Raw genomic sequence first — 20,809 nt, 5'->3', positions numbered from 1 at the left:
TTTGATTTCTGTTGTCTGCCATTCATCCACAGACTGGTCAAAATTTGCTCAGACGGTTTCTTTAAAGGGGGTTAAGTCCCTATACTTGTCGGCTTACCTTCTCTATTCGCAAAACAGGCACGAGGTGCGTGGTGGATTTCCCTTCCCGTTTTGAAGTGATCGTCATCGGCGGCGGCCATGCCGGTACCGAGGCTGCGCTTGCGTCTGCACGCATGGGTGTGAAAACCCTGCTGCTGACCCATAACGTGGAAACCCTCGGTCACATGAGCTGCAACCCCGCCATCGGCGGTATTGGCAAAAGCCATCTGGTCAAAGAGATCGATGCGCTCGGCGGCGCCATGGCGCTGGCCACCGACAAGAGCGGCATCCAGTTCCGCGTACTGAACAACCGCAAGGGCCCGGCCGTACGCGCCACCCGTGCCCAGGCCGACCGCGCCATCTACAAGGCAGTGGTACGTGAAATCCTGGAAAACCAGCCGAACCTGTGGATATTCCAGCAGTCCTGCGACGACCTGATCGTCGAGCAAGACCAGGTCAAAGGCGTGGTGACCCAGATGGGCCTGCGTTTCTTTGCCGAATCGGTGGTGCTGACTACCGGTACCTTTCTTGGCGGGCTTATCCACATCGGTCTGCAAAACCATTCCGGTGGTCGCGCCGGTGATCCGCCTTCGATTGCCCTGGCCCACCGCATGCGTGAACTGCCGCTGCGCGTCGGCCGCCTGAAGACCGGCACCCCGCCGCGCATCGACGGCCGTTCGGTAGACTTTTCGGTGATGACCGAACAACCAGGCGATACGCCGATCCCGGTAATGTCGTTCATGGGCAATGCCCAGATGCACCCGCGCCAGGTGAGCTGCTGGATTACCCACACCAATGCGCGTACCCACGAGATCATCGCCTCGAACCTCGACCGTTCGCCGATGTACTCAGGTGTGATCGAAGGTGTCGGTCCACGCTACTGCCCGTCGATAGAAGACAAGATCCACCGCTTCGCCGACAAGGAAAGCCACCAGGTGTTCATCGAGCCGGAAGGCCTGACCACCCATGAGTTGTACCCCAACGGTATTTCCACTTCGCTGCCGTTCGATGTGCAGCTGGAACTGGTGCGTTCGATCCGCGGCATGGAAAACGCCCACATCGTGCGCCCCGGCTATGCCATCGAGTACGACTACTTCGACCCGCGTGACCTGAAGTACAGCCTCGAAACCAAGGTCATCGGTGGTTTGTTCTTCGCCGGCCAGATCAATGGCACCACGGGCTACGAAGAAGCCGGTGCCCAGGGCCTGCTCGCCGGGACCAACGCCGCACTGCGGGCGCAGGGCCGAGACAGCTGGTGCCCGCGGCGCGACGAGGCGTACATCGGCGTACTGGTCGACGACCTGATCACCCTGGGTACCCAGGAGCCGTACCGCATGTTCACCTCGCGTGCCGAGTACCGCCTGATCCTGCGCGAAGACAACGCCGACCTTCGCCTGACCGAGAAGGGCCGCGAACTCGGCCTGATCGACGACCAGCGCTGGGCCGCCTTCTGCGCCAAGCGCGACGGCATCGAGCGTGAGGAACAGCGCCTGAAGTCGACTTGGGTACGCCCGAACACCGAGCAAGGCCAGGCCGTTGTGGATAAGTTCGGTACGCCGCTCAGCCATGAGTACAGCCTGCTCAACCTGCTGGCGCGTCCGGAAATCGACTACGCCGGGCTGATCGAGGCCACTGGCGGCGAGGCAATCGATCCACAGGTCGCCGAGCAGGTCGAGATCCGTACCAAGTACGCCGGTTACATCGACCGCCAGCAGGATGAAATCGCCCGTCTGCGCGCCAGCGAAGACACCCGCCTGCCTGTGGATATCGATTACGCGACGATTTCCGGCCTGTCCAAGGAAATTCAGGGCAAGCTGGGCCAGACCCGCCCGGAGACCCTGGGCCAGGCTTCGCGCATCCCGGGCGTGACCCCGGCGGCGATTTCCCTGTTGCTGATTCACTTGAAAAAACGCGGCGCTGGCCGCGAATTGGAGCAAAGCGCTTGAGTTCCCTGGTCACCCCGCAACACGCTGAAGAGTTGTCCACAGGTGCGCGCCAGCTCGGTGTCGAGCTGAGCACCGAGCATCACGAGAAACTGCTCGGTTACCTGGCCCTGTTGATCAAATGGAACAAAGCCTACAACCTGACTGCCGTGCGCGACCCCAACGAAATGGTGTCGCGCCATCTGCTCGACAGCCTCAGCGTCATGCCGTTTATCCACAGTGCCCGTGATAACTGGCTGGATGTCGGCAGCGGCGGTGGCATGCCTGGCGTCCCGTTGGCTATCCTGCATCCGCACAAGCGCGTGACGGTGCTGGACGCCAATGGCAAGAAGACCCGCTTCCTGACCCAGGTGAAAATGGAACTCAAGCTGGACAACCTCACGGTTATCCACAGCCGGGTCGAAGCTTTCCAGCCGGCACAACCGTTCGACGGAATCATCTCCCGCGCCTTCAGCAGCATGGAGAACTTCACCAACTGGACCCGCCATCTGGGCGACACCGGGACGCAATGGCTTGCAATGAAGGGGCTGCATCCTGCCGATGAACTGGTAGCATTGCCCGCAGACTTCACAGTGGAAAGCGAGCAGGCCCTGACCGTTCCGGGTTGCCAGGGCCAGCGCCATCTGCTGATACTGCGCCGCAAGGCATGACTGGGAACACACGCAACAATGGCTAAGGTATTCGCGATCGCGAACCAGAAAGGTGGTGTGGGCAAGACCACCACCTGTATCAATCTCGCCGCCTCGCTGGCTGCGACCAAGCGTCGTGTGCTGCTGATCGACCTCGATCCGCAGGGCAACGCCACCATGGGCAGCGGTGTCGACAAGCACGAGCTCGAGCACTCGGTGTACGACCTGTTGATCGGGGAATGCGACCTGGCCCAGGCCATGCATTACTCCGAACACGGTGGTTTCCAGTTGCTGCCGGCCAACCGTGACCTGACCGCTGCCGAAGTGGTACTGCTGGAAATGCAGGTCAAAGAAAGCCGCCTGCGCAATGCCTTGGCGCCGATCCGTGACAACTACGATTTCATCCTCATCGACTGCCCACCTTCGCTGTCGATGCTTACGCTCAATGCTTTGGTCGCCTCCGATGGCGTGATCATCCCGATGCAGTGCGAATACTACGCACTGGAAGGTCTCAGCGACCTTGTGGATAACATCAAGCGGATTGCCGCGCGGCTGAACCCGGAGCTGAAGATCGAAGGCCTGTTGCGGACCATGTACGACCCGCGCCTGAGCCTGAACAACGATGTTTCGGCGCAGTTGAAGGAGCACTTCGGCCCGCAGCTGTACGACACGGTCATTCCGCGCAACATTCGCCTGGCCGAGGCGCCAAGCTTCGGCATGCCGGCGCTGGCTTACGACAAGCAATCGCGCGGTGCGCTGGCTTATCTGGCCCTGGCCGGTGAGCTGGTACGCCGCCAACGCCGTCAATCACGCACTGCACAAACAACTTAAGGAATCCGTATGGCCGTCAAGAAACGGGGTCTCGGACGTGGGTTGGATGCACTGCTCAGTGGTCCTTCCGTCAGCGCGCTCGAAGAGCAGGCTGTGAAGATCGACCAGAAAGAATTGCAACACCTGCCGGTCGAACTGATCCAGCGTGGCAAGTACCAGCCGCGCCGGGACATGGACCCGCAGGCGCTGGAAGAGCTCGCGCACTCGATTCGCAACCATGGCGTGATGCAACCGATCGTGGTGCGCCCGATCGATGGCAACCGCTACGAGATCATCGCCGGTGAACGCCGCTGGCGCGCCACCCAGCAGGCGGGCCTGGACAAGATCCCGGCCATGGTCCGCGTAGTGCCCGATGAAGCCGCCATTGCCATGGCGCTGATCGAGAACATCCAGCGCGAAGACCTCAACCCGCTGGAAGAGGCCCTGGCCTTGCAGCGCCTGCAGCAGGAATTCGAACTCACCCAGCAACAGGTGGCCGATGCCGTGGGCAAGTCGCGGGTGACCGTGGCCAACCTGCTGCGCCTGATCACCCTGCCCGATGCGATCAAGACCATGCTCGCTCATGGCGATCTGGAGATGGGCCATGCCCGCGCATTGCTCGGCCTGGAAGAACACCGTCAGGAGGAGGGGGCGCGTCATGTTGTCGCACGTGGCCTCACCGTGCGCCAAACCGAGGCACTGGTACGCCAGTGGCTCAGCGACAAACCTGATCCGGTCGAACCGGGCAAACCTGATCCGGATATCGCACGCCTTGAACAGCGGCTCGCAGAGCGCCTGGGCTCGGCTGTGCAGATCCGTCATGGCAACAAGGGCAAGGGCCAGCTGGTTATTCGCTACAACTCGCTTGACGAGTTGCAAGGTGTGCTTGCCCACATCCGCTGAAACAATTCCCGTTGTAGCGTGCAGTCGGAAATCACTACGAAGAGTTGAATAGGGGTTAATCCACCCCTATACTCTGCGCGCATTTTGTCGGCACAAATTATGCCAAGTCATTGCTGACTTGTTGGTCGACTTCCGAGGAGCAGTTGTGATGGAAATCCGCACGCCAAACCGCCTGCCTTTCCATCGCTGGGCGGTTTTCCCGGTACTGCTGGCTCAATTTGTCGTACTGCTGCTGGCAACCTTGGTGTTGTGGCAGTGGAAAGGGGGAGTCGTTGGATATTCTGGCCTTTGCGGAGGCTTGATTGCCTGGCTACCCAATGTGTACTTCGCCTGGAAGGCTTTTCGCTTCAGCGGAGCCCGGGCGGCACAAGCCATCGTCAAGTCGTTTTACGCTGGCGAGGCAGGCAAGATGATTTTGACGGCAGTGCTTTTTGCACTGACCTTCGCAGGAGTGAAGCCACTGGCGCCGTTAGCAGTATTCGGCGTCTTCGTGCTGACCCTTTTGGTCAGCTGGTTCGCGCCCCTGCTGATGAATAAAAGACTTTCGAGACCTTAGGGCGTTTGAGGCAACCATGGCAGCAGAAACCGCTTCGGGCTATATCCAGCACCACTTGCAGAACCTGACCTACGGTCAACTACCAGACGGCAGCTGGGGCTTCGCCCATTCGGCTGCAGAAGCCAAGGCAATGGGCTTCTGGGCGTTCCACCTGGACACCCTGGGTTGGTCCGTCGCACTGGGTCTGATCTTCCTGTTCATCTTCCGCATGGCGGCCAGCAAGGCGACTTCCGGCCAACCCGGCGGTCTGCAGAACTTCGTTGAAGTGCTGGTGGACTTCGTCAACGGCAGCGTGAAGGACTCCTTCCACGGCCGTAGCCCGGTAATCGCCCCGCTGGCGCTGACCATTTTCGTCTGGGTGTTCCTGATGAACGCCATCGACCTGGTACCGGTCGACTGGATTCCTCAGCTGGCCATCCTGATCTCCGGTGACCCGCACATTCCGTTCCGCGCCGTGTCGACCACCGACCCGAACGCGACGCTGGCCATGGCCTTCTGCGTGTTCGCCCTGATCATTTTCTACAGCATCAAGGTCAAGGGCCTGGGCGGCTTCCTCGGTGAGCTGACCCTGCACCCGTTCGGCAGCAAGAACATCTTCGTGCAGATCCTGCTGATTCCAGTCAACTTCCTGCTGGAATTCGTCACCCTGATCGCCAAGCCGATCTCGCTGGCACTGCGTCTGTTCGGCAACATGTACGCCGGCGAGCTGGTGTTCATCCTGATCGCCGTGATGTTCGGTGCCGGCATCCTCTGGCTCAGCGGCCTGGGTGTGGTGCTGCAGTGGGCGTGGGCTGTGTTCCACATCCTGATCATCACCCTGCAAGCCTTCATCTTCATGATGCTTACCATCGTCTACCTGTCGATGGCTCACGAAGATAACCATTAAGACCGCCTGGCGTGTCTGATAGCCTTCCCCGCTCGTTTGGGGGGAGGGCTTAAAAAGTCCGCAAGGGCATGCTGTACCAAACGATTTGTTTTACCGCTTCAAACTAAAAACCTAACCAATACGACGTAAAAGTCGGGAGGAAAGATGGAAACTGTAGTTGGTCTGACCGCTATCGCTGTTGCTCTGCTGATCGGCCTGGGTGCTCTGGGTACCGCCATTGGTTTCGGCCTGCTGGGCGGCAAATTCCTAGAAGGCGCTGCTCGCCAGCCAGAAATGGTTCCAATGCTGCAGGTTAAAATGTTCATCGTTGCAGGTCTGCTCGACGCCGTAACCATGATCGGTGTTGGTATCGCTCTGTTCTTCACCTTCGCGAATCCGTTCGTTGGTCAAATCGCCGGCTAATCACTCGTTAACCACGAGTTGATAGCTGTGATGAACCAAAGACCGAGCGAGGTGTTGGCGTGAATATTAATGCAACCCTGATTGGCCAATCCGTTGCCTTCCTGATTTTTGTACTCTTCTGCATGAAGTACGTATGGCCTCCGGTCATCGCTGCCCTGCAAGAGCGTCAAAAGAAGATTGCCGACGGCTTGGACGCTGCCAACCGCGCAGCTCGCGACCTGGAGCTGGCCCAAGAAAAAGTGGGTCAGCAACTGCGTGAAGCTAAAGCACAGGCAGCCGAAATCATTGAGCAAAGCAAGAAGCGCGCTGCTCAGCTTGTCGAGGAAGCCCGTGATCAGGCCCGCGTCGAAGCTGACCGTGTGAAAGCTCAGGCTCTGGCCGAGATCGAACAGGAACTGAACAGCGCTAAAGACGCCCTGCGTGCCCAAGTGGGTGCCCTGGCTGTTGGCGGTGCTGAAAAGATCCTTGGCGCCACAATCGATCAAAACGCGCATGCGGAGCTGGTTAACAAACTGGCCGCTGAAATTTAAGCGAGGGCGATCATGGCAGAACTGACCACGTTGGCCCGACCTTACGCTAAGGCTGCCTTCGAGCATGCCCAGGCCCATCAGCAACTGGCCAATTGGTCAGCCATGCTCGGCCTGGCTGCTGCGGTGTCGCAAGACGACACCATGCAGCGCCTGCTCAAGGCCCCGCGACTGACGAGCGCAGAAAAGGCCGCCACGTTCATTGACGTGTGCGGTGACAAGTTCAATGCACAGGCACAGAATTTCATTCATGTTGCCGCGGAAAACGACCGTCTCCTGCTTCTGCCGGAGATTGCCAATCTGTTCGAGCTGTACAAGGCCGAGCAAGAAAAATCCGTGGACGTGGAAGTCACCAGTGCCTTCGCGTTGAACCAAGAACAGCAAGACAAACTCGCCAAGGTTCTCAGTGCACGGTTAGGCCAGGAAGTGCGCCTGCACGCGTCGGAGGATGCCAGCCTGATTGGCGGCGTCGTCATCCGCGCTGGTGACCTGGTAATCGATGGCTCTGTTCGCGGCAAGATCGCGAAACTGGCCGAAGCCTTGAAATCTTGAGTTTGAAGGGGCAGCAGAGCAATGCAGCAACTCAATCCTTCCGAAATTAGTGAAATCATCAAGGGCCGCATCGACAACCTCGATGTGAGCTCCCAAGCCCGTAACGAAGGTACCGTTGTTTCGGTATCCGACGGTATCGTGCGGATCCACGGTCTGGCCGACGTCATGTACGGCGAAATGATCGAGTTCCCTGGCAGCGTCTACGGCATGGCCCTGAACCTGGAGCAAGACTCCGTAGGTGCAGTGATCCTGGGTGCCTATGACACCCTCGCCGAAGGCATGAGCGCCAAGTGCACCGGCCGCATCCTGGAAGTTCCGGTTGGTAAGGAACTGCTGGGTCGCGTCGTTGACGCACTGGGTAACCCGATCGATGGCAAAGGTCCTCTGGGCAACACCCAGACCGACGCGGTCGAGAAAGTGGCCCCAGGCGTGATCTGGCGTAAGTCGGTAGACCAGCCTGTACAGACTGGCTACAAGTCCGTCGACGCCATGATCCCTGTCGGCCGTGGCCAGCGTGAGCTGATCATCGGTGACCGTCAGATCGGCAAGACCGCCATGGCCATCGACGCCATCATCAACCAGAAAGACTCCGGTATTTTCTGTGTTTATGTTGCAGTCGGCCAGAAGCGTTCGACCGTTGCCAACATCGTTCGCAAGCTGGAAGAAGCCGGCGCCCTGGCCAACACCATCGTGGTCGTTGCCAGTGCTTCGGAATCCGCCGCACTGCAGTTCCTGGCACCATACGCCGGCTGCACCATGGGCGAGTTCTTCCGTGACCGCGGTGAAGACGCCCTGATCGTTTACGATGACCTGTCCAAGCAGGCCGTTGCCTACCGTCAGATCTCCCTGCTGCTGCGCCGTCCACCAGGACGTGAAGCGTACCCAGGTGACGTGTTCTATCTCCACTCCCGTCTGCTGGAGCGCGCATCGCGCGTTTCCGAAGAGTACGTCGAGAAGTTCACCAACGGCGCAGTCACTGGCAAGACCGGTTCCCTGACCGCCCTGCCGATCATCGAAACCCAGGCTGGCGACGTTTCCGCGTTCGTTCCGACCAACGTGATTTCCATCACCGACGGTCAGATCTTCCTGGAATCGGCCATGTTCAACTCGGGCATCCGCCCTGCAGTGAACGCCGGTGTTTCGGTATCCCGCGTAGGTGGTGCCGCTCAGACCAAGATCATCAAGAAGCTGTCCGGTGGTATTCGTACCGCTCTGGCTCAGTACCGTGAACTGGCTGCATTCGCCCAGTTCGCTTCCGATCTGGACGAAGCGACCCGCAAGCAGCTGGAGCATGGTCAGCGCGTAACCGAGCTGATGAAGCAGAAGCAGTACGCGCCAATGTCCATCGCGGACATGGCCCTGTCGCTGTACGCCGCTGAGCGTGGTTTCCTGACTGACGTAGAAGTCTCCAAGGTCGGCAGCTTCGAGCAAGCACTGATCGCCTTCTTCAACCGTGATCACGCCGAACTGATGGCGAAGATCAACGTGAAGGGTGACTTCAACGACGAAATCGACGCTGGCCTGAAAGCCGGTATCGAGAAGTTCAAGGCCACCCAGACCTGGTAAGCCGCAGCGGGGGCCGCGGCCCCCGCTTGCTAACCTGATAGGTGATACATGGCAGGCGCAAAAGAGATTCGCAGTAAGATTGCGAGCATCAAAAGCACGCAAAAAATTACCAGCGCCATGGAGAAAGTGGCGGTCAGCAAGATGCGCAAGGCACAAATGCGCATGGCTGCTAGCCGTCCTTACGCGGAGCGTATCCGCCAGGTAATCGGTCATCTGGCCAACGCCAACCCGGAATACCGCCATCCGTTCATGATCGAGCGCCCTGTAAAGCGCGCCGGTTATATCGTGGTGAGCAGTGACCGTGGTCTGTGCGGTGGCTTGAACACCAACCTGTTCAAGGCCCTGGTCAAGGACATGAACGAAAACCGCGAACAGGGCGTGGAAATCGACCTGTGCGTGATCGGCAGCAAGGGTGCGACTTTCTTCCGCATCTTTGGCGGCAACGTCGTAGCCGCGATCAGCCACCTGGGCGAAGAGCCATCGATCAATGACCTGATCGGCTCCGTCAAAGTGATGCTGGACGCCTACCTGGACGGCCGTATCGATCGCCTCTCGGTGGTTTCGAACAAGTTCATCAACACCATGACCCAAAAACCGACGGTAGAGCAATTGGTACCGTTGGTGGCAACCCCGGATCAGGAACTCAAGCATCACTGGGATTACCTGTACGAACCCGACGCAAAAGAGCTGCTGGACGGCTTGATGGTGCGTTACGTGGAGTCGCAGGTTTACCAGGCGGTGGTCGAGAACAACGCTGCTGAACAAGCGGCCCGGATGATCGCCATGAAAAACGCCACAGACAACGCCGGTGATTTGATCAAAGAGCTGCAATTGATCTACAACAAGGCGCGTCAGGCTGCGATCACCCAGGAGATCTCGGAAATCGTCGGCGGCGCTGCCGCGGTTTAACGGTTCAAAAATTCAGAGGATCCAGCTATGAGTAGCGGACGTATCGTTCAAATCATCGGCGCCGTCATCGACGTGGAATTCCCACGTGACGTCGTGCCGAGTGTTTACAACGCGCTGAAAGTACAAGGCGCGGAAACCACCCTGGAAGTTCAGCAGCAGCTGGGCGACGGCGTGGTTCGTACCATTGCGATGGGCTCGACCGAAGGCCTGAAGCGCGGTCTGGATGTCGTCGACACCGGCGCTGCCATTTCCGTTCCTGTTGGTAAGGCCACTCTGGGCCGTATCATGGACGTACTGGGCAACCCGATCGACGAAGCCGGCCCGATCGGCGAAGAAGAGCGTCGCGGTATCCACCAGCCAGCGCCTTCGTTCGCTGACCAGGCAGGCGGCAACGACCTGCTGGAAACCGGCATCAAGGTTATCGACCTGGTTTGCCCGTTCGCCAAGGGTGGTAAGGTTGGTCTGTTCGGTGGTGCCGGTGTCGGCAAGACCGTGAACATGATGGAACTGATCCGTAACATCGCCATGGAACACAGCGGTTACTCCGTGTTCGCTGGTGTGGGCGAGCGTACTCGTGAGGGTAACGACTTCTACCACGAGATGAAGGACTCCAACGTTCTCGACAAGGTAGCGCTGGTCTACGGTCAGATGAACGAGCCACCAGGAAACCGTCTGCGCGTAGCGCTGACCGGCCTGACCATGGCTGAGAAATTCCGTGACGAAGGTAACGACGTTCTGCTGTTCGTCGACAACATCTATCGTTACACCCTGGCCGGTACCGAAGTATCTGCTCTGCTGGGCCGTATGCCTTCGGCAGTAGGTTACCAGCCGACCCTGGCTGAAGAGATGGGCGTTCTGCAAGAGCGCATCACCTCCACCAAGGAAGGTTCGATCACCTCCGTTCAGGCCGTATACGTACCTGCGGACGACTTGACCGACCCGTCGCCAGCGACCACCTTCGCCCACTTGGACGCCACCGTCGTTCTGTCCCGTGACATCGCTTCCCTGGGTATCTACCCGGCGGTTGACCCACTGGACTCGACTTCGCGCCAGCTGGACCCGAACGTGATCGGCAACGAGCACTACGACACCGCGCGTGGCGTTCAGTATGTTCTGCAGCGCTACAAAGAGCTGAAGGACATCATCGCCATCCTGGGTATGGACGAACTGTCCGAAGCCGACAAGCAACTGGTAGCCCGCGCTCGTAAGATCCAGCGCTTCCTGTCGCAGCCGTTCTTCGTGGCCGAAGTGTTCACCGGTTCGCCAGGCAAGTACGTTTCCCTGAAAGACACCATCGCTGGCTTCAGCGGCATCCTCAAAGGTGACTACGACCATCTGCCAGAACAAGCGTTCTACATGGTCGGCAGCATCGACGAAGCGATCGAGAAAGCCAAGAAACTGTAATCCCGGCGCCCCGAAAGGGGCGCTAATCAGGTTGAGGCAAGCAGATGGCTATGACAGTCCATTGCGATATCGTCAGCGCGGAAGGAGAGATCTTCTCCGGCCTGGTCGAGATGGTAGTAGCGCACGGCAACCTGGGCGATCTCGGTATCGCTCCAGGCCACGCGCCGCTGATCACCAATCTCAAGCCAGGTCCGATCACGCTGACCAAGCAGGGTGGCACTCAAGAGGTGTTCTACATCTCCGGTGGCTTCCTCGAAGTGCAGCCAAACATGGTGAAGGTTCTTGCCGACACCGTGCAACGTGCTGCCGACCTGGACGAAGCTCAGGCTCAGGAAGCCCTCAAGGCTGCCGAGAACGCGCTGAACACTAAAGGCTCGGACTTCGACTACGGCGCTGCTGCCGCACGTCTGGCCGAGGCTGCAGCTCAGCTGCGTACTGTCCAGCAATTGCGCAAAGGCAGGTAATCCGGCTTAGGCCAGGTACTTCCGTTGCGATTGAGTTAAAGGGTAGCCTCGGCTACCCTTTTTCTTTTTGTGAATTTCTATTTTGGTCACGTAGCTGACCGCCCAGGATTGGTAGCCAGTAATGTCACTCGATATCGTAATTCTTGCCGCCGGCCAAGGTACCCGCATGCGCTCGGCGCTGCCCAAGGTGCTGCATCCGGTCGCCGGCAACTCCATGCTTGGCCACGTTATCCACAGCGCGCGCCAGCTGCAGCCGCAAGGTATTCACGTGGTCATTGGCCATGGCGCCGAGCTGGTTCGCGAGCGCCTGGCCGCTGAAGACCTGAACTTCGTCATGCAGGACAAGCAGCTGGGTACTGGTCATGCGGTGGCTCAGGCACTGCCGGCCCTGACCGCCGATACGGTGCTGGTGCTGTACGGCGATGTGCCGTTGATCGAAGTGGAGACCCTGCAGCGTCTGTTGGCCAAGGCCAATGACCAGCAGCTGGGCCTGCTCACGGTGACCCTCGACGACCCGACTGGCTATGGCCGCATCGTGCGTGACGAGCAGGGCAAGGTGACCGCCATCGTTGAGCACAAGGACGCCAGCGATGCGCAGAAAGCGATCAAGGAAGGCAACACCGGTATTCTGGCCCTGCCAGCTGCGCGCCTGGCCGACTGGATGGGCCGCCTGTCGAACAACAATGCCCAAGGCGAGTATTACCTGACCGATGTGATCGCCATGGCGGTGGCCGATGGCCTAGTGGTGGCTACCGAGCAGCCGCACGACCCGATGGAAGTGCAAGGTGCCAACGACCGTCGCCAGCTGTCCGAGCTGGAGCGCCACTACCAGTTGCGCGAAGGCCGTCGCCTGATGGCCCAGGGTGTGACCCTGCGCGACCCGGCGCGCTTCGATGTTCGCGGTGAAGTGACCGTGGGCCGTGACGTGCTGATCGATATCAACGTGATTCTCGAAGGCAAGGTGGTCATTGAGGACGATGTGCAGATCGGCCCCAACTGCGTGATCAAGAACAGCACCTTGCGCAAAGGTGTAGTGGTCAAGGCCAACAGCCACCTTGAAGGCGCCGTTATGGGCGAGGGCAGCGATGCCGGCCCGTTCGCCCGCCTGCGCTCGGGCAGCGTGCTGGAGGCCAAGGCCCATGTGGGTAACTTTGTCGAACTGAAAAACGCCCACCTGGGCGAAGGCGCCAAGGCCGGTCACCTGACTTACTTGGGCGATGCCGAAATCGGTGCACGTACCAACATCGGCGCCGGCACCATCACCTGCAACTACGATGGCGCCAACAAGTTCAAGACCGTGATGGGCGAAGATGTGTTCATCGGCTCGAACAACTCCTTGGTAGCGCCTGTGGAAATCAAGGCGGGTGCGACCACCGCAGCCGGTTCGACCGTCACCCAGACCGTAGAGCCAGGCGACCTGGCAGTGGCCCGGGCACGCCAGCGCAACATCTCGGGCTGGAAGCGACCGGAAAAGATCAAGAAAAGCTGAGTTATACACAGCTGTTTCGATCGAAAGCCGACTTATGTGAATAAGTCGGCTTGTTTATTGGCTGAACACATACCCGCACTAATGAAGGCGCGATCCCCTGTGGGAGCGGGCAAGCCCGCGAACACCTGCGCAGCCGGTGCCATTCACCGCGTTGGATTTTTCGCGGGCGCGCCCGCTCCCACAAGGTCCAGGTTATCCCATAGATTTATCCACAGCTTGACGAATCGCTCATCTTAGGTTTTGATTGCCACCTATATCTTTCGAATCGAAACTTAAGCGCTCATGTCGAAACGAAACACTCCACAGCGGCGGCACAACATTCTGGCTTTGCTCAGCGAGCAGGGCGAGGTGAGTGTGGACGCGCTGGCCAAGCGTTTCGCAACCTCGGAAGTCACCATCCGCAAAGACCTCGCCGCGCTGGAAAGCAATGGCCTGTTGCTTCGCCGCTACGGTGGCGCGGTGCCGGTGCCGCAAGAGCTGCTCACTGAGCCCGCCCAGCCGGTGTCGTCCTACAAGAAGGCCATCGCCCGCGCCGCAGTCGCGCGTATCCGCGAACATGCGCGCATCATCATCGACAGCGGCAGCACCACGGCGGCCATGATCCCCGAACTGGGGCGCCAGCCTGGCCTGGTCGTGATGACCAATTCGATGAATGTGGCCCGCGCCATCTGTGACCTCGAACACGAACCGGTGCTACTGATGACCGGTGGCACCTGGGACCCGCATTCCGAGTCGTTCCAGGGCCAGGTGGCCGAACAGGTGTTGCGCTCCTACGATTTCGATCAGCTGTTCATTGGCGCCGACGGCATCGACCTCGGCCGCGGCACCACTACCTTCAACGAGCTCCTCGGGCTGAGCCGGGTCATGGCCGAAGTCGCCCGGGAAGTGATCGTGATGGTCGAATCGGACAAGGTGGGGCGCAAGATCCCTAACCTCGAGCTGCCTTGGGGCAGCGTGCACACCCTTATTACTGACGAACGCTTGCCCGCAGCGGCACGCGAACAAATTCAAGCCCGCGGCATCAACCTGATCTGCGCCGCGATCAGCCAGGAGCAATAAACATGTGTGGAATCGTTGGTGCCGTCGCCGAGCGCAACATCACAGCCATCCTGATCGAAGGCCTCAAGCGTCTTGAGTACCGTGGCTACGACAGCGCGGGTCTGGCCGTCCTCACCCAGAATGGCGAGCTACAGCGCCGCCGCCGTATCGGCAAGGTGAGCGAACTGGAAGCCGCAGTTGCCGCCGAGCCACTGGCCGGCCAGTTGGGCATCGCCCACACCCGTTGGGCCACCCACGGCGCACCGACCGAAGGCAACGCCCACCCGCACTTCTCGGGCAATGAAGTGGCCGTGGTGCACAACGGTATCATCGAGAACCACGAAGAACTGCGCGAAGAGCTCAAGGGCCTTGGCTACGTCTTCACTTCGCAGACCGACACCGAAGTCATCGTGCACCTGATCCACCACACCCTGAAGAGCATCCCGGACCTGGCCGATGCGCTGAAGGCGGCAGTGAAGCGCCTGCACGGTGCCTATGGCCTGGCGCTGATCAGCACCAGCCAGCCGGATCGCCTGGTTGCTGCACGCAGCGGCAGCCCGCTGGTCATCGGCCTGGGCCTGGGCGAGAATTTCCTGGCGTCCGACCAGCTGGCGCTGCGCCAGGTCACCGACCGCTTCATGTACCTGGAAGAAGGCGACATCGCCGAAATCCGCCGTGATCAGGTCGCCATCTGGGACCAGCACGGCAACAAGGTTCAGCGTGAAACCGTGCAGTACCACGAAGGCGCCGAAGCCGCTGACAAGGGTACCTACCGCCACTTCATGCTCAAGGAAATCCACGAGCAGCCAAGCGTAGTGCAGCGCACGCTGGAAGGCCGCCTGGGCAAGGACAACGTGCTGGTCCAGGCCTTCGGCCCGCAGGCTGCCGAACTGTTCGCCAAGGTGCGCAACGTGCAGATCGTTGCCTGTGGTACCAGCTACCACGCGGGTATGGTCGCGCGTTACTGGCTGGAAAGCCTGGCCGGCATCCCGTGCCAGGTGGAGGTGGCCAGCGAGTTCCGTTACCGCAAGGTGGTGGTGCAGCCGGACACCCTGTTCGTTTCCATCTCGCAGTCTGGCGAAACCGCCGACACCCTGGCAGCGCTGCGCAACGCCAAGGAACTGGGCTTCCTCGGCAGCCTGGCGATCTGCAACGTCGGTATCAGTTCGCTGGTGCGTGAGTCGGACCTGACCCTGCTGACCCTGGCCGGCCCGGAAATCGGCGTGGCTTCGACCAAAGCCTTCACCACCCAGTTGGTTTCGCTGATGCTGCTGACCCTGGCCCTGGGCCAGGTGCGCGGAACCCTGGAAGCCGGTGTCGAAGCCGAGTTGGTCGAAGAGCTGCGCCGCCTGCCGACGCGCCTGGGCGAAGCCCTGGCCATGGACGCCACCGTCGAGAAAATCGCCGAGTTGTTCGCCGACAAGCACCACACCCTGTTCCTCGGCCGTGGCGCGCAGTACCCGGTGGCGATGGAAGGTGCGCTCAAGCTCAAGGAAATCTCCTACATCCACGCCGAAGCCTACCCGGCAGGCGAGCTGAAGCACGGCCCGCTGGCGTTGGTGGACAATGACATGCCGGTGGTCACTGTGGCGCCGAACAACGAACTGTTGGAGAAGCTCAAGTCCAACCTGCAGGAAGTGCGCGCCCGTGGTGGCGAGCTGGTGGTGTTCGCCGACGAGCAGGCCGGCATGAGCAATGGCGAAGGTACCCATGTGGTCAAGGTGCCGCACATCGCCGACGCCCTGGCGCCGATCCTGTACACCATTCCGCTGCAGCTGCTGTCGTACTACGTGGCCGTGCTCAAGGGGACGGATGTGGACCAGCCGCGTAACCTGGCCAAGTCGGTGACAGTCGAGTAAGCGAGCAGGTGAGAAAGGCTTCGTGTTTTTGAATAATAAAGGTTGTCACAAAACAATAAAGGTTGTCACAACGTAATAAAGGTTGTCACAAGGCAGGCTCTGACCGCACATCGGGCCGGAGCCAGGCCTTGGAGATTCGGGTGACAATCCTCTACCCAACGCTGTGACTGTTGTCCTGGCTTAGCCCGCTCTCTGGGGTGTCCCCTGTGCACGACACCTGTCCTCGTCCCGGTCGAGCGGGTCGCCCAATTTTGAGCGACTCGAACAATGGCATCCATGCCCATAGCTCCGGTCAAGGCTGCACATCGCAAGCTGATGACCCAGGCAAAAATAGATAAGAAAATTCAATCGGGTCGTGGGTGTGGAGTCAGAGATTCCTATAAGCCATGGATCAAAGTGTGGGAGATCAAATCAAAGGGTGTCTCTCATATGATCGCGGGAGTTAAAATTCACCGCACACACCACCTGCTGTCCAATGCAGAGCGAGATTACTTAACTGTACTTGAGCACGATGCCTCGATCATCGATATCCGAGAGCAGTATCCTCTGCTGACACAGGCTGAGACCCAAGCAATTGCCTCAAGTATTAACTGTCGCCACCCTGTATATCCTGGCACGCAAATACCTGTCGTTATGACGACGGACTTTCTCGTTACCTTCTTAGATTCCTCTGGCGAAACAAGGCTAGCTGCTCGATCAGTGAAATACCGAAAAGAGTTTGAGCAAGCTGATCTTCAGGCGCGTAATCGAATAGCAGAAAAGCTAGCCATCGAAGAAAAATACTGGGCAATGAGGGGGGTGGACTGGAAGCTGGTCCTGCATGAAAACCTCTCAAAGATAAAATTAGCGAACCTCAAGATTCTCAGGACATACGCCAGTATTCATCCCTCGTTACCGACGGAGAAGAACATCGGCAATTTGCTTGGATACATTGAGGAGGCAAAGACGGATCAAATACCGTTAAAAATTCTTTTGGATAAAGCGTCTCGTGACCTTTACATTGAATATATGGGGGTAAAGCGCCTCTTCCATCACCTGCTATGGAACGGTCGTTTAGAGTCAGATCTTACCTCGAAAATAATAAGCATGTCGCAGCCGTTGCACGTATGGCCGAATCAAAGGTCAGCGGCTTTGTCTCTGCCAAACGAGGTTTCCCATCATGCTTGATCTTAAAATCAACAGCATTGTCACTCCTGGCGAAGAACCTAGCCTACTAAAAAAAGCGGTTCGGATTTTAGGCATAGATGATGCTTCTGTAATTGTGATTGAGCTGAGTACGAATCCCAGCAAGCCGTGGCAGATCGAGCGGTCCGTTTTGATTGACGATATTGACGCAGGGCGCGCAATCTTAAGTCGAGAAATGGTGCCCTTACATCTGCTCAGAAGTGATGATGAAATTAGTGAAAATGAAAAATCGAGCCGAAATCGTAACTGGAGCCTTATAAGAGGGTTAGTAGAAGATCGCTCCGCCTTGGAAATTCTTGGACCGGGTTTTGGAAAGCTGGTTGCTAGGCATGCCCTAGAGGCAGGAGTAGAGCGTAAACAGATATACCGGCTTCTATACCGCTACTGGAGCATGGGGCAGACACCTAACGCGTTTCTATGGAACACTAGTGCTTGCGGTGGTCGGGGAAAGAAAAAGGATCGATCCTCAGGCATTATCCCCGGTAGGCCGCGTAAGTATCGTGGTGTCGTTGTCAATGATGGTGGTGCTATCACGCTCGAACCGCGCCATCTCTCTCATATCCGTTTGGCTTACGGGCGGGTTGCTAGCGGCAAATGCGGCACCCTGAAAGATGCACATAAGTGGATGTTAAACAAATTTTATAGAGAGACTCTGCCAGACGGCTCGAAAGGGAATATTGTACGCGGCAGTTACCCGACTACTACCCAGCTCAGATATCACGGTAAGCTTTTTTTCGATGATCTTTATAAACTTAAGGTGCGTGGCGGTTCTGTTCGATACAACAAAGATCATCGTGCTATCGTTGGCGCAGCTTCCCAAGGCCTGATGGGTGCGACCCATCGATATGAGATAGATTCCACCATCGCTGATGTATATTTAGTGCATCGCGTTAACAGGCTATGGCTCATAGGACGCCCCATACTTTATGTGGTCGTCGATACCTTTACTAGAATGATTGTAGGGATTCACGTGGGCCTTGAGGGTCCCAGTTGGAATGGGGCTCGACACGCGATATACAATGCTTGCACCCCAAAGGTCGATTTTTGCAAGCGATACAATGTTGAAATAGATGAGGCTGACTGGCCGTGCTCGCACTTGCCAGTCGAAATTGTTGCTGACCGGGCCGAACTTCTAAGTGAGGCTGGGGCAACGCTGTCGCAAAGCTTGGGACTAGCGGTGCAAATTTTGCCCCCCTTTAGGCCTGATTGGAAAGGGATCATCGAAAGCCGCTTCCGTCTGATCAATGAACACCTGGACTTGAAATTTGTTCCAGGCGGAGTAGATGCTCGTAAAATGGAGCGTGGTGATAGGGACTACCAACTCGATGCGATTTTGGATATCGACGAGTTCACAGAAATGGTTATTGTAGGGGTCTTGGCGCACAATAAGAGCCTACGCATACCACACCTATTAAGTCGCGAGATGATTGCCGACGGTATAGAAGCGACGCCTATAGCAGTTTGGAATTGGTCTAAAGCTAATAGTCCTATCAATTCTAAAGTGGTTTCTCCGGCTGAGTTGAAAATTGCTTTACTGCCCTCTCAAGAGTGTCGTATCAGTCGAGGCGGTATTGTTTTCCAAGGCGTCCAATATACATGTCAAACAGCCTTGCGTGAGGAGTGGTTGGAGCGCTCACACAATCTGCGGACGAAGTATGTTCGAGTATTCTACGATCCTAACTCTATTGAAAATTGTTGGATCAAGTCCGAAGCAGGTTTTGAGGCTTTAACTATTGTACCGCAGCAACGGCAGAAATATGGTGGACTCCGTATGGAGGAGGTTCTTGATATGGTCCATGTCTTGAACCAAGTATCGCCGGATGCCCGTTATGACAGTGACAATACTGCGGCGCTGGTAAGGGGGCGGCAAGAGGAAATCCTTGACCGGGCCAAAGCCAAACGTGCCGCACAGGGTGACCCGAAATCGAATGCAGATTTCAAGCGGGACAAACGTGCCAAGCGTGCGACCGAAGCTCAGACCGAGCGCGATTCCCATACCGCTGATCTGAATCAGCTACGCGTTGTGGATCACACGCCCCTTGCGGGAGAAAATTCTAGGCCAGTCACCGGCAGGCCCAGTTCCACAAGAAGCGCGGCGTTTCTGAAACTGGTAGTCAGCGAGGGTAGCGAGACAGAGACATGAACGATTTGACCTTCTCCCCCGCAGAATATATTCCTACAGGCATGCCTCAATATGATGGCAACCCGCTGATTGAATGCTTGCCTAGAATTCTCTCGGATGTTGATGTGGTGAGGCGTGTTGGGAACCTTCCGCCGAAGCCCGACGAGGCCGAACGAGCGTTGCCACCGAAGCTTCGCGGCCATGGGATCAACCGGCTCAAAGATGTTGTGGTTCCATTCGAAATCCACTTGCGCCTCGAAGACCTATTCAGCCAGCTGATCCGCTACGGCTATTCGGGCCGCAATCCGCTGTTGGCCTCATCTGTTAGGCATCGATTGCCTTCCTCAGCAGATGCCAAGCGCCATGGATTCATGTCCACCGCTGAGACGATGACCCTGATTGGCTTGAGTGGTATGGGCAAGACCACAGCGCTTAATTCCATAGCAAGGCTTTATCCGCAGGTGATCAGTCACAGCAGATATAAAGACGCGATTCTCATCGAAACCCAGGTTGTGTGGCTAAAGATTGAGTGCCCTCACGATGGCTCGTTGCGCGGTTTTTGCGCAGCATTCTTCTCTGCACTGGACGCTGCGTTAGGTGTCGAAAAATACTCTCGCAGGGGCGGTGCCGCCAACAGCATCAGCGTAATGCTCCAGCACATCAGTCAGCTGTGCAAAACCTTTTTTATCGGTGCTTTGATAATTGATGAAATGCAGCATCTTTGCTCGTCGCGAGGGGGGCAGGATCGGGAAAAGTTACTGAATTTCTTCGTAACTTTATCCAATGATGCGGGCGTTCCGCTTGTCTATGTAGGGACCAACGCAATGCTTCCGCTTTTTTCTGGTGTGTTGCGTAATGCCCGAAGAGCGGCGGGGATGGGACCAATCGCCTTTGACCGTTTCAGCGAAGACGATCCGTTTTGGCATCACTTGGTGTCCCAACTCTGGGCCTATGACTGGACGGAATCTTGCGCTCCCCTGACGAGTGACCTCCTGTCCAAGATCTATGATCTCACCCAGGGCAATACAGATTTCCTAGCGAAACTGCTTATGCTTGCGCAGCGTCATGTTATTTGGGAAGGAATCGACGCCATTACGCCAGCCGTGCTTCAGCAGGTGTATGACAATCAAATGAGGCTTTTGCACAAGCCCATCGAGGCCCTTCGAAGCGGTGATCCTCTTCAGATTGCTGATTTCGAGGACATGATGCCTACAAAAGACCAAATCGCTCAGATGATGAGCTACGACTTGGCTCGCCGGGCGGACCGGGCTCATCTTTCGCTACTTACACAGACCGCAATAGCACCTTCACCTCTAGCAAAGGAAAAATCGGTGCCGAAGGCTCCGAGTCGTACGGTCGTACCGGTTGCTGACGGCGCGTTAACTAACGTGCATTTTTCGAAGGACGAAGACCTTCAGGCTCAGCTCGAACAGCGCGGCTGGGTGGATAGGGATTCTTCCTGGTAATTTGACGCAGGGGAGCTCAGG

19 protein-coding genes are annotated in these 20,809 nt (G+C 57.8%); all 19 read left to right on the top strand.

The window, feature by feature from the left end:
- Positions 1–131 precede the first annotated feature (131 nt).
- Positions 132–2,024: a tRNA uridine-5-carboxymethylaminomethyl(34) synthesis enzyme MnmG gene (gene mnmG, locus C6A77_RS00600; protein WP_114167574.1), complete on the top strand. Its 1,893-nt coding sequence runs from the start codon at positions 132–134 to the stop codon at positions 2,022–2,024.
- Positions 2,021–2,671 carry a 16S rRNA (guanine(527)-N(7))-methyltransferase RsmG gene (rsmG, locus tag C6A77_RS00595; RefSeq protein ID WP_114167573.1) on the top strand — a complete coding sequence of 217 codons (651 nt, stop codon included), beginning with the start codon at positions 2,021–2,023 and terminating at the stop codon, positions 2,669–2,671. Before mnmG ends, rsmG begins: the two co-directional genes overlap by 4 nt.
- Before the next feature lie 18 nt (positions 2,672–2,689).
- On the top strand, positions 2,690–3,481 hold the full coding sequence (locus C6A77_RS00590) for a ParA family protein (RefSeq protein ID WP_112251656.1): 792 nt from the start codon (positions 2,690–2,692) through the stop codon (positions 3,479–3,481).
- Positions 3,482–3,490: 9 nt separating this feature from the next.
- A complete protein-coding gene (locus tag C6A77_RS00585; RefSeq protein WP_114167572.1) occupies positions 3,491–4,363 on the top strand; it encodes a ParB/RepB/Spo0J family partition protein in 873 nt (290 codons plus the stop codon).
- A 148-nt stretch (positions 4,364–4,511) separates the two neighbouring features.
- Positions 4,512–4,919: a F0F1 ATP synthase subunit I gene (locus C6A77_RS00580; RefSeq protein ID WP_114167571.1), complete on the top strand. Its 408-nt coding sequence runs from the start codon at positions 4,512–4,514 to the stop codon at positions 4,917–4,919.
- A gap of 16 nt (positions 4,920–4,935) precedes the next feature.
- Positions 4,936–5,805, top strand: coding sequence for a F0F1 ATP synthase subunit A (atpB, locus tag C6A77_RS00575; RefSeq protein ID WP_114167570.1), 870 nt, complete (start codon positions 4,936–4,938; stop codon positions 5,803–5,805).
- Positions 5,806–5,949: 144 nt separating this feature from the next.
- Positions 5,950–6,207 (top strand): F0F1 ATP synthase subunit C, encoded by a 258-nt coding sequence (atpE, locus tag C6A77_RS00570; protein ID WP_003097235.1) that lies wholly within the window; start codon positions 5,950–5,952, stop codon positions 6,205–6,207.
- Between the two features lie 59 nt (positions 6,208–6,266).
- Positions 6,267–6,737, top strand: a complete 471-nt coding sequence (locus C6A77_RS00565; protein ID WP_114167569.1) for a F0F1 ATP synthase subunit B — start codon at positions 6,267–6,269, stop codon at positions 6,735–6,737.
- A gap of 12 nt (positions 6,738–6,749) precedes the next feature.
- Entirely contained in the window at positions 6,750–7,286 is a 537-nt protein-coding gene (locus C6A77_RS00560; protein ID WP_114167568.1) for a F0F1 ATP synthase subunit delta, read from the top strand.
- Between the two features lie 21 nt (positions 7,287–7,307).
- Positions 7,308–8,852 carry a F0F1 ATP synthase subunit alpha gene (gene atpA / locus C6A77_RS00555; protein ID WP_114167567.1) on the top strand — a complete coding sequence of 515 codons (1,545 nt, stop codon included), beginning with the start codon at positions 7,308–7,310 and terminating at the stop codon, positions 8,850–8,852.
- A gap of 48 nt (positions 8,853–8,900) precedes the next feature.
- Entirely contained in the window at positions 8,901–9,761 is an 861-nt protein-coding gene (gene atpG, locus C6A77_RS00550) for a F0F1 ATP synthase subunit gamma (RefSeq protein ID WP_028690020.1), read from the top strand.
- A 27-nt stretch (positions 9,762–9,788) separates the two neighbouring features.
- On the top strand, positions 9,789–11,165 hold the full coding sequence (atpD, locus tag C6A77_RS00545; RefSeq protein ID WP_016394322.1) for a F0F1 ATP synthase subunit beta: 1,377 nt from the start codon (positions 9,789–9,791) through the stop codon (positions 11,163–11,165).
- 44 nt (positions 11,166–11,209) lie between these two features.
- A complete protein-coding gene (locus C6A77_RS00540; RefSeq protein ID WP_114167566.1) occupies positions 11,210–11,629 on the top strand; it encodes a F0F1 ATP synthase subunit epsilon in 420 nt (139 codons plus the stop codon).
- 121 nt (positions 11,630–11,750) lie between these two features.
- A complete protein-coding gene (gene glmU / locus C6A77_RS00535) occupies positions 11,751–13,118 on the top strand; it encodes a bifunctional UDP-N-acetylglucosamine diphosphorylase/glucosamine-1-phosphate N-acetyltransferase GlmU (RefSeq protein WP_114167565.1) in 1,368 nt (455 codons plus the stop codon).
- Positions 13,119–13,400: 282 nt separating this feature from the next.
- Positions 13,401–14,177 (top strand): DeoR family transcriptional regulator, encoded by a 777-nt coding sequence (locus C6A77_RS00525; protein ID WP_114167563.1) that lies wholly within the window; start codon positions 13,401–13,403, stop codon positions 14,175–14,177.
- A gap of 2 nt (positions 14,178–14,179) precedes the next feature.
- Positions 14,180–16,015: a glutamine--fructose-6-phosphate transaminase (isomerizing) gene (gene glmS / locus C6A77_RS00520; protein WP_114167562.1), complete on the top strand. Its 1,836-nt coding sequence runs from the start codon at positions 14,180–14,182 to the stop codon at positions 16,013–16,015.
- 267 nt (positions 16,016–16,282) lie between these two features.
- The gene (locus C6A77_RS00515) at positions 16,283–17,182 is read left to right on the top strand and encodes a TnsA endonuclease N-terminal domain-containing protein (protein ID WP_049798467.1); all 900 of its coding nucleotides are present in this window, start codon (positions 16,283–16,285) and stop codon (positions 17,180–17,182) included.
- Positions 17,175–19,343: a Mu transposase C-terminal domain-containing protein gene (locus tag C6A77_RS00510; RefSeq protein WP_013974899.1), complete on the top strand. Its 2,169-nt coding sequence runs from the start codon at positions 17,175–17,177 to the stop codon at positions 19,341–19,343. Before C6A77_RS00515 ends, C6A77_RS00510 begins: the two co-directional genes overlap by 8 nt.
- Positions 19,340–20,788, top strand: coding sequence for an ATP-binding protein (locus tag C6A77_RS00505; RefSeq protein WP_013974898.1), 1,449 nt, complete (start codon positions 19,340–19,342; stop codon positions 20,786–20,788). The genes C6A77_RS00510 and C6A77_RS00505 overlap by 4 nt, the downstream gene beginning before the upstream one ends.
- Positions 20,789–20,809: the final 21 nt, after the last annotated feature.

It is taken from the genome of Pseudomonas sp. AFG_SD02_1510_Pfu_092 (assembly GCF_003331055.1).
Taxonomy (GTDB): Bacteria; Pseudomonadota; Gammaproteobacteria; order Pseudomonadales; family Pseudomonadaceae; genus Aquipseudomonas.
Note: the sequence above shows the minus strand (reverse complement) of the source record. Positions and strands in the feature narration are given on the sequence as shown.

Excerpts from the sequence above, each read along its gene's own strand:
- C6A77_RS00590 (WP_112251656.1), top strand. The coding sequence starts at position 2,690 with ATGGCTAAGGTATTCGCGATCGCGAACCAGAAAGGTGGTGTGGGCAAG.
- C6A77_RS00585 (WP_114167572.1), top strand. The coding sequence starts at position 3,491 with ATGGCCGTCAAGAAACGGGGTCTCGGACGTGGGTTGGATGCACTGCTC.
- C6A77_RS00580 (WP_114167571.1), top strand. The coding sequence starts at position 4,512 with ATGGAAATCCGCACGCCAAACCGCCTGCCTTTCCATCGCTGGGCGGTT.
- atpB (WP_114167570.1), top strand. The coding sequence starts at position 4,936 with ATGGCAGCAGAAACCGCTTCGGGCTATATCCAGCACCACTTGCAGAAC.
- atpE (WP_003097235.1), top strand. The coding sequence starts at position 5,950 with ATGGAAACTGTAGTTGGTCTGACCGCTATCGCTGTTGCTCTGCTGATC.
- C6A77_RS00560 (WP_114167568.1), top strand. The coding sequence starts at position 6,750 with ATGGCAGAACTGACCACGTTGGCCCGACCTTACGCTAAGGCTGCCTTC.
- atpA (WP_114167567.1), top strand. The coding sequence starts at position 7,308 with ATGCAGCAACTCAATCCTTCCGAAATTAGTGAAATCATCAAGGGCCGC.
- atpG (WP_028690020.1), top strand. The coding sequence starts at position 8,901 with ATGGCAGGCGCAAAAGAGATTCGCAGTAAGATTGCGAGCATCAAAAGC.
- atpD (WP_016394322.1), top strand. The coding sequence starts at position 9,789 with ATGAGTAGCGGACGTATCGTTCAAATCATCGGCGCCGTCATCGACGTG.
- C6A77_RS00540 (WP_114167566.1), top strand. The coding sequence starts at position 11,210 with ATGGCTATGACAGTCCATTGCGATATCGTCAGCGCGGAAGGAGAGATC.
- glmU (WP_114167565.1), top strand. The coding sequence starts at position 11,751 with ATGTCACTCGATATCGTAATTCTTGCCGCCGGCCAAGGTACCCGCATG.
- C6A77_RS00525 (WP_114167563.1), top strand. The coding sequence starts at position 13,401 with ATGTCGAAACGAAACACTCCACAGCGGCGGCACAACATTCTGGCTTTG.
- glmS (WP_114167562.1), top strand. The coding sequence starts at position 14,180 with ATGTGTGGAATCGTTGGTGCCGTCGCCGAGCGCAACATCACAGCCATC.
- C6A77_RS00515 (WP_049798467.1), top strand. The coding sequence starts at position 16,283 with ATGGCATCCATGCCCATAGCTCCGGTCAAGGCTGCACATCGCAAGCTG.
- C6A77_RS00510 (WP_013974899.1), top strand. The coding sequence starts at position 17,175 with ATGCTTGATCTTAAAATCAACAGCATTGTCACTCCTGGCGAAGAACCT.
- C6A77_RS00505 (WP_013974898.1), top strand. The coding sequence starts at position 19,340 with ATGAACGATTTGACCTTCTCCCCCGCAGAATATATTCCTACAGGCATG.